Annotated in this window: 9 protein-coding genes; 1 reads left to right on the top strand and 8 read right to left on the bottom strand. The window is 37.3% G+C overall.

Annotated elements, in window-relative coordinates; translation table 11 throughout:
- The 3 genes from CEG13_RS18395 to CEG13_RS18385 form a co-directional block, all read right to left on the bottom strand.
- Positions 1-170: DJ-1/PfpI family protein (locus CEG13_RS18395; RefSeq protein ID WP_192869572.1), on the bottom strand; the 170-nt coding region annotated here is incomplete at its 3' end.
- A gap of 226 nt (positions 171-396) precedes the next feature.
- Positions 397-888, bottom strand: a complete 492-nt coding sequence (locus CEG13_RS18390; RefSeq protein WP_100013350.1) for a CBO0543 family protein — start codon at positions 886-888, stop codon at positions 397-399.
- A 423-nt stretch (positions 889-1311) separates the two neighbouring features.
- A complete protein-coding gene (locus tag CEG13_RS18385; protein WP_100013349.1) occupies positions 1312-2292 on the bottom strand; it encodes an SDR family oxidoreductase in 981 nt (326 codons plus the stop codon).
- 351 nt (positions 2293-2643) lie between these two features.
- Here CEG13_RS18385 and CEG13_RS18380 point away from each other — a divergent pair, with 351 nt between their 5' ends.
- On the top strand, positions 2644-3777 hold the full coding sequence (locus CEG13_RS18380) for a zinc-dependent alcohol dehydrogenase (protein ID WP_100013348.1): 1134 nt from the start codon (positions 2644-2646) through the stop codon (positions 3775-3777).
- 135 nt (positions 3778-3912) lie between these two features.
- Here CEG13_RS18380 and CEG13_RS18375 read toward each other — a convergent pair whose 3' ends face one another.
- The 5 genes from CEG13_RS18375 to CEG13_RS18355 all read right to left on the bottom strand — a co-directional run bounded on the left by CEG13_RS18375 (position 3913) and on the right by CEG13_RS18355 (position 7840).
- Positions 3913-4098, bottom strand: a complete 186-nt coding sequence (locus tag CEG13_RS18375) for a DUF3231 family protein (RefSeq protein ID WP_100013347.1) — start codon at positions 4096-4098, stop codon at positions 3913-3915.
- 588 nt (positions 4099-4686) lie between these two features.
- A complete protein-coding gene (locus tag CEG13_RS18370; protein WP_100013346.1) occupies positions 4687-5133 on the bottom strand; it encodes a hypothetical protein in 447 nt (148 codons plus the stop codon).
- 147 nt (positions 5134-5280) lie between these two features.
- Complete coding sequence (locus CEG13_RS18365; RefSeq protein ID WP_100013345.1) at positions 5281-6279, bottom strand: DUF3231 family protein; 999 nt, start codon at positions 6277-6279, stop codon at positions 5281-5283.
- 228 nt (positions 6280-6507) lie between these two features.
- Positions 6508-6939, bottom strand: coding sequence for a hypothetical protein (locus tag CEG13_RS18360; protein WP_100013344.1), 432 nt, complete (start codon positions 6937-6939; stop codon positions 6508-6510).
- Between the two features lie 190 nt (positions 6940-7129).
- Positions 7130-7840 carry a dihydropteridine reductase gene (locus tag CEG13_RS18355; protein ID WP_100013343.1) on the bottom strand — a complete coding sequence of 237 codons (711 nt, stop codon included), beginning with the start codon at positions 7838-7840 and terminating at the stop codon, positions 7130-7132.
- Between the last annotated feature and the right edge of the window lie 246 nt (positions 7841-8086).

Here is an 8086-nt window from a genome sequence, read left to right as displayed (position 1 = left end):
ATGCCTCTATCTGCTTGTATTTCGTCCCCATTTTTGCCATTGATGGTTTTTTTTGCTTCATTACTGATAATATCTACCGTATGCCCAGCTTCTTTGTAAGCTTTCACAGGATCAGTTAATTCAATTTCTTCTACCATGTCTGTTACAAGGACTGCAATGTGTCGACTCATATAGCACTTCCTCCCTTTATCATTCTCGAATATATTCTAGCATACTGCCCATAACTTTATTAAGCAGTATGCTCATGAACCGTATTATACACGAACCAAATAACGATGCTCTAACTGACAGGCACTTGTTCCCTTCTACCTTATCGTGTTACATAAACGTGCACTACAATGGCATTTGGGCGCTGGTCTTTATTCCCCAACTGCGCCCGTTTATGTTTTAAGTTTTCTATCCATAAGAATCACCTTTTTCCTTTTCCTTAAAGAACCATAAATAAAATTTCCGCGAAATATAAAAAGTTACAAATAAAGATAACCAAGTCGAGTACCAATGCCATTCCTCATTATATTTAATAGCCGTTGTGTAATGTTCAATCAAGACTTCTAGAATGGTAATTGCAGAGCAATATACGAAGTAATACACAAATTGACCAACCCATCCATACTGCTTCGGATAATACAAAATAAAAAATACACATAAGGCTGGATAACAGATATATTCAAATGAAAAACTTGTTTGTGTCGCATCTGAAAAAAAAACTCGGTCAGGGTATTCGAGCCAATTTAACTGAACAACGGCAAGCCCCAGTATCCATGTTATCAGCTGTTTGAACATTAAAATTACACTTGCTTCACGAATTTTATTCTTGGGAACGAAAATGATTAGAAGAAAAATAATTATTATTACTGCAGATATTTCAATTACGTACGCTACTTTCACCTCAATAAAACTCCCCTATAAATCTCAATTTTCCTCTTATGTTTTGTTTTCAACAAATATATATACATTGCAGACCATACAACGGGTTGTCTAGACTTATCTCCCTATTCAACAATCTGGCCCGTTTGCGGCATATTCCTATATTCCTTTTACCATAAAAATACCCTTCAGACAACTTAAATCTAAAGGGTAAAGAGATGCAATTATTTTATAAACGGTTCTATTCAAAGCCTGTTACTATTTAGATTATTGGATAATTCGGCTCATAACTTGGGTAGCAATAGTACGGTGGTCTCAGTCCTATTTTAGGCATTGGCCAGGAATCCTCCATATAGACCATCTTTACTTTTTCATTTGAATAGTTTACTAGCAATAGCTTTACTTCTGGATTAAATTCATATCTCAAAATGGTACCCCCTTCCATTATGAATTTGTTGATTCTCCCCCATCAACATGAAGAACTTGACCAGTAACAAAACGAGAATCATCAGAAGCAAGATAGACAAAGGTTGGTGCAAGTTCAAATGGATGGGCAACACGTTCCATTGGATTAAATGCGCCATATACAGCGACTTGGTCTGACGAGAAACTTGCTGGAATAAGTGGAGTCCAAATTCGGCCGGGAGCGACGGCATTGACTCGGATCCCTTGTTTCACGACATTTTTGGCCAAGGCACGTGTCCAGCCAACTATTGCGCCTTTTGTGGCCGTATAATCAATCATTTGCTGCTCACCTACATACGTCACCACTGAAGTTGTGCCAATGATTGAGCTGCCTGGTTTTAAATGAGGAAGCGCTGCTCTTGTTGTGTAAAAATGAGAGTATATATTAACCTTGAAGGTATCATCGAATTGCTCATCTGTAATGTCAAGCAGGCTTAGTTGTTGAAATTGGATACCAACGTGGTTACAAAGAATATCGAGACGTCCAAACGTATTTACTGTTTGTTCTACAATAGAGATACACTGTTGTTTGTCTCGCAAGTCACCAGGCATTAGAAAACAACGTTGTCCGAGTTGTTCAATCCTTGCTTTTGTTCGGTTTGCGTCCTCGTGTTCATCTAAATAAGCGATGGCAACATTTGCGCCTTCTTTAGCAAACGCAATTGCTACTGCTGCACCAATACCACTGTCACCCCCTGTAATAAGTGCTACTTTTCCTGTTAACTTTCCACTCCCTTCATAGTTCGGGTTTTCGATAATGGGAAGGGGTACCATCAATTTTTCCACTCCGGGATGTTGCAGCTGGCGCTGTTCAGGTAAATTTATCGGAACTTCTTCGTAACGTGTGATTTTCCCATAGTTAGGGTACATGGGATAAGGTTGAATTTTCAGGTTCGCTTTAAACATTTCTTGCATTTGCTTTATTAGCTCTAATTGACGGCTTTGATCCTTTTGATCCATAGAAACCTCCTAAAAAAGTACACTTTTTGAAAGACTCGTTTGTAATTCAAGCTAGCTCTGATCTTACTGTTGAAAAAATGGGAAAAAACCGTGTAGTTGCAACAATCTATGGCCACAAGATAGTCAGATTATTCTGGATATAACCCTGTCGAGGGGACGGGCAAAAACATCCCTATAGAAATAATTTTTTTCTATAGAATGTTTATGTTGTTCATTACAAAAAAAGTATAAAAAGTGTGAAAAAAAGTTGAGTTGCAATTAGTTTTAATTATAGTTTACGTTTACGTATAATTACTGGTTATTAACAGATTATAATGATGTAAATTTAATTATTCTGGAGGATAGATGCTTATGAAAGCAGTAACATACCAAGGAAAAAACTCTATCAGTGTAAAACAAGTAGATGACCCTACTATTCAAGATCGTGAAGATGTCATTGTAAAAATAACTTCTACTGCAATATGTGGTTCCGATTTACATCTTTACAAAGGAGACTTTCCTCTTCCAATTGGTTATGTTATTGGCCATGAACCAATGGGGATTGTGGAAGAAGTTGGACCAGACGTAACCAAAGTGAAAAAAGGAGATCGAGTCGTTATTCCATTTACGGTTGCATGTGGTACATGTCCATATTGCTCTCAACATCTAGAAAGTCAATGTGATAACTCTAACCCTCATTATGATTCAGGTGGACTATTAGGTTACTCGGAAAAATACGGTAACTATCCTGGTGGACAGGCTGAATATCTTCGTGTTCCTTTTGGAAATTATACACCTTTTCTTATTCCTGAAAACTGCGAATTGGAGGATGACCAGTTGCTTTTCTTGTCCGATGTTTTGCCGACAGCATACTGGAGTGTAGAACATGCAGGTGTTAAAGAGGGAGATACGGTTATTGTTCTAGGTAGTGGGCCTGTTGGTTTACTGACGCAGCAATTTGCATGGAAAAAAGGAGCAAAAAGAGTAATTGCGGTTGATTATTATGACTATCGCTTGCATCATTCAAAAAAAGTAAATCACACAGAAACATTTGATTTCACAAAAGACAAAGACATGGGTGAAACGTTAAAAGAAATTACCAAGGGTGGAGCTGATGTAGTCATTGACTGTGTTGGTATGGACGGAAAGAAATCACCATTAGAATTTGTGGAACAAAAACTGAAGTTGCAAGGCGGAACACTTGGACCGATACAAATTGCAACGAAAGCAGTCAAAAAGTGTGGAACTGTACAATTAACGGGTGTTTATGGTGGCCTTTATAATATGTTCCCATTAGGACCTTTTTTTTCAAGGAATATCACCCTTAGGATGGGACAAGCACCTGCTCGTGGATATATGCCAAAGTTATACGATATGGTTGTCAATAATGAGATTGACCCAACCTCAATTATTACCCATAAACTATCGTTGGATGAAGCGGAACATGGCTATGATATTTTCAATAAACGAGAAGACAATTGTATAAAAGTCATATTAAAGCCATAGGAAAAGTCTAGTGCTGTGCTCTGCTGTACAGAGCTGGATAACAAAAAGGGATGAGTGGTGACCTCATCCTTTTTACATTGATTGAAGATGGACAGTTAACATTTTTATCTTCAGGAATGTTTATAATTTTGATTACTATTCTGCCTTATTGGAAGTATAATAATATGGAGGTATTTTAAGCCATCCCTTTTTCTTCATTTGCTCTTTAAAGGGTGTATTAAATTTTAAAACCTCAGTTTGAATCTCAAGAAACATAATTGCCACATCATTACGGATACATTGAGCAATGGATGTTCCACAAAATGAAATAACAGCAGCCATTGGAAACGGTATTCGCCAACTCACTATCAGTCATTTTAACACCCTGTGGAATGTCATCGGGATTGGATTTCGGTTTTTCCTCGCTCGTGGTTGGCAATGATACACCTTCCTTTTTTAAGAAATCCTTTATCTTTATCATTTTCGAATCTTTTTTTGATGAATCTAGTCCATTTTGAACTGCATGTTGGGTATTTTTGCACAAACCCTCGAAAAGGCCAGATTCGGAATATTCAATAACTTTGCATACCCATGTAAAATAGGCGCCCCTTTATTCCATTAAAGCGCCCGATTGCTTAACATCTTGATGTACATCCCACAGAGCATTCATTTATAGATGGATTAAAATATTGACAAGCCTACCGAACGGATCCCTAGCCACTTAGCTAAATGTTTTTTGTTAATAGGGTTGGGGTATTGTAATTTCAATGCGGACAGTTATCCGCAAGGCACGGCGACTCCAAATCTGGATTTTCACAAAAGAATAATCAACAAAAGCTGTTCAATATTGGGATATTATTTAGTCAGCGAAGTAGAGAATTAGCTCCCTCCACTTCTTTTTAAGGTCCCCTGGGTATTTGCCTTCTAACGCTAACTGGCCAGCTTTTTTGTTAGTATTATTTTCAACAAAAATCCCACAATCAGACCTGGAATAACACTCAACATTGGAAGCCAAATAGGACCTAATAGCACTCCAAAAATTGTTAATTTTGACGAATAAATAGTTCCAACAGTCACGAAGTAGGCTGCAAATACGAATGGCAAAAATGCATACGGTTTATTTCCTCCACCTGCATCTTTATATGCATCCCACATCGCGAAGAAATACAAGCAGGGATAAAACATTAGCCATTGGTTGTTTGCCTGTTCAATGGCCATATCAATATCTCCCTGAAAACTAAAAATAATAATTTTATTAAAATTCCCCAGTACATTGACCAAAAACTCCAAAAAGATAAGTAAGATTCCCTTTAAAAACTTACGGTTCAAAAGTTGGCCAAAACCGGGAAGGGCAATGCTCCATAGCAGTTTTTCCATTTCTATCGCCCTATCCTTCTATGTCCTATTCTGATTAAAACTGATTGCCCCGAATCCTATTAGTCCAATTAGACTCCGTGCAGTTGGAGCCTTCTATCCATTATTGGTTTATTTTTAATACCTTTTCACTGAAACAGGGCAGATTAACTAGGAACGCTGAACGTTAGAAAACTGAGGTGGTTGTTCCAGCCATTTATTCTTAATGGCCAATTCTGCACTATTTTTTGCATAACGTTCGGATCCTGTTATTAGCTTTCCAAATAAAAAAGTTAAATCAGCTCTTTGGGATTGCCCCATTGCTATACCATAATCAGAAATACCAATGCCAGCAAGAAATGCAACATGTCCCATCATCAATTTGTTGGAGAAAGGTGAAATGGTTGAGTCGGTCACTTCAAAATCCGGAAAAGAAGGGGGATCAAGGTTTTCATTTTTAATTTTTTGATTTAAGGACTCCCTGTGGTTGTCTGTAATGCCTTTTCCTTTCAGCATATGGTCTCTGACCTCTTGGGAATCAGTAACCTGGCTGAAGCCTAACAATAAGTAGCCACCAATAGTATTCGTTATCGTACTCTTATAAAGGTGTCGGATCTCTACAGCATTTAAGGGCCTGTCATTTGTAAAAAGCCCAATATTCAAATAATACTTTTCGTCTTGTATAAAATTTGAATGTTCAGGATACGAAAGTTTTGGAGCATGGGAATACACGCCCTTATCTAACATTAATTTCGTCGATTGATCCTGTAACTTTATTGTTTTCATCAACGCCTGTTCAAAAAAATCCAATGTTCTTTGATCAGAGGAATAGGAGTAATACGTACCATAATTTCCTAACCCATAGTTCGCCATATGCTTAACGTAGACTAAACAAAAGGTGTCGGAAAATAAACGGGGCACTTCCGAATTCACGTCATCTTCTGTAAACCCTGCAGGGATTGGAAATCCCTCACTTATAAAAATTTCTTCAATGGATTGAATATGTTGGGCACTGAAGTTACGTGCGAGCTCTATTACCTGCTTCATTTCTTTATCCACCATTTTTTCGGTAAAGTGCTGAAGAACACACCGAGATAAACTTGCACTCATATAAGTCGACCAAAGGGAGCCAATTTCCACAGATGTTAATTTATTCTTTGAATTTTCCATGTTTTTTCCTCCAAATACTTTGATTAAGGTTATTTTTTACCTCCCTCAACAAAATATTCATTTGGTTGAATCCCTTTGTTTAATAAAAGTTGATTACCATTGCCTATTTCCACAAGATGATTCTCTAAAGCAAAATTAGGTACAAGCCTTATTCACGTATTGCTTCTGTTAATGAATGGAAAAAATGGTCCAATTCATAAGGACGCACTATTCGATTAGCGCGCCCGTTTAAGGAATAAAATGATGTTGTTTACTTTTTAAAACTTTCAATATTGTATACCCATCTGAAGGCAAGCCTGCATATGCTCCAAGCCAAGCTGGATATCTTATAGGGATAGCTGTCCAAAAAAATTGGAAAAAGTTATATATCGCTAACCATAGAGCAATACTTTTCAAAAGTCCATATTCATCACCTGTAAATATAAATAAAATTAACATAATACAAAAAACAAGCGTTAGTAATGGACCACCCGACATGAAAACAATCCATTGAAACTTTGTGAATTCCTCTGCATTTCTTGTATAGGAACAAAATCCCACAAAACCCCAACTTAAATGAAAATGGACCCTGCCTATTCGAAAGGTTTCCTTATTTGAATCAGTTAAATCGCCTAAATACACTTTTGCCACTTCGTCTTTAGTAGAAAGTAATAGTCCCAAAGCGTGACCTAACTCATGGAGAAGAACGCTTAAAGGCCCTCCGATGAGAAAAAGAGCGATAAAAAATAGACAGAAAGCTAAAATACTTATAAGATCAATCCTTCCTATAAATTGTCTTATTCAAGAATGGCACCCATTAATGGAACATCTATTTAGTATTTACCAAGAATAAATTTTGTCTCACTTAAATTCACAAATCAAATGATAAAAATTCAGGCAGTTGTTGTTCATGTTTGTCGAGCATAATCTGTTCTGCCTTGATGCCCCGCTCACGCATTATTTCAATGTTCTGCACAAGAAATTCGTCGCTGCCGACAACATAGAAGAGTCCATCCTTGTCAGCAGCAAGATTTTTCACTTCTTCATAGTAGTCTTTACGGTTATCGACGAACTGTGATGTGAACTTCATATCAGGTGCGGATTCAAAAATATTAGTGAATAAGAAATCTTTTGATGAATCGATGTTCAGGGAATGAATTTGATTGACGTTGTCAGCGCGTTCGAAATAATCAAGTACAAGCGGTCTGAAAGTTGCCAGGCCGACGCCGGATGACAGCAGGTAAACATTTTTGTCTTCTCTTTTAAGCGGTACATTCGAATGCGTTTTAAATATTGCAACTTCATTGCCGACTTCAAGACTTCTTAGTATCGCTTTAAACTCAGAACACTGCTCTCTGATGCGTGTTGTGATACCGATTGAATTTTCATGCGGTAAAGTGGAGATTGACATGTGGCGAATCAGGCTGCGGTTTGGTTTATCTCCAGCATTAAAACCTTCCAGTGCCAAGTGGACGTGGGAACCTTCTTCCCATATATAGCCTTCCGGACAGTCGAGCAAGTACGTTTTAACCTCAGGAGTTTCTTCAATAATCCCATTTATTTTAGTCCAATATATTTGCATATATGTTCTCCCCTCAATTATATGTATCGTTACTATGTAATATACAATAATTGATAACAATTCTCAATTAAACGGATTGATTATTTCAGATAATTTACGTGACTTAAATTGCTTTTTATTCCGCAAGTGCGCCCGTTTGAGGAAGATCATGGCAGATGGGCATGAGCGCTTTATCTATTATCAAATAAAAAATAAAGAGAGGCTGCATGATTAACAGCCCCCCTATACGATCGACGAATTATTTTT

Origin of the sequence: Lentibacillus sediminis (assembly GCF_002763455.1) — a bacterium.
Lineage (GTDB): Bacteria > Bacillota > Bacilli > Bacillales > Amphibacillaceae > Lentibacillus_D > Lentibacillus_D sediminis_A.
Note: the sequence above shows the minus strand (reverse complement) of the source record. Positions and strands in the feature narration are given on the sequence as shown.

What these genes read in the sequence shown, in the direction of transcription:
- CEG13_RS18385 (WP_100013349.1), bottom strand. Translation starts at nt 2,292, where the DNA reads ATGGATCAAAAGGATCAAAGCCGTCAATTAGAGCTAATAAAGCAAATG.
- CEG13_RS18375 (WP_100013347.1), bottom strand. Translation starts at nt 4,098, where the DNA reads ATGGCTGCTGTTATTTCATTTTGTGGAACATCCATTGCTCAATGTATC.
- CEG13_RS18355 (WP_100013343.1), bottom strand. Translation starts at nt 7,840, where the DNA reads ATGCAAATATATTGGACTAAAATAAATGGGATTATTGAAGAAACTCCT.
- CEG13_RS18370 (WP_100013346.1), bottom strand. Translation starts at nt 5,133, where the DNA reads ATGGAAAAACTGCTATGGAGCATTGCCCTTCCCGGTTTTGGCCAACTT.
- CEG13_RS18365 (WP_100013345.1), bottom strand. Translation starts at nt 6,279, where the DNA reads ATGGAAAATTCAAAGAATAAATTAACATCTGTGGAAATTGGCTCCCTT.
- CEG13_RS18380 (WP_100013348.1), top strand. Translation starts at nt 2,644, where the DNA reads ATGAAAGCAGTAACATACCAAGGAAAAAACTCTATCAGTGTAAAACAA.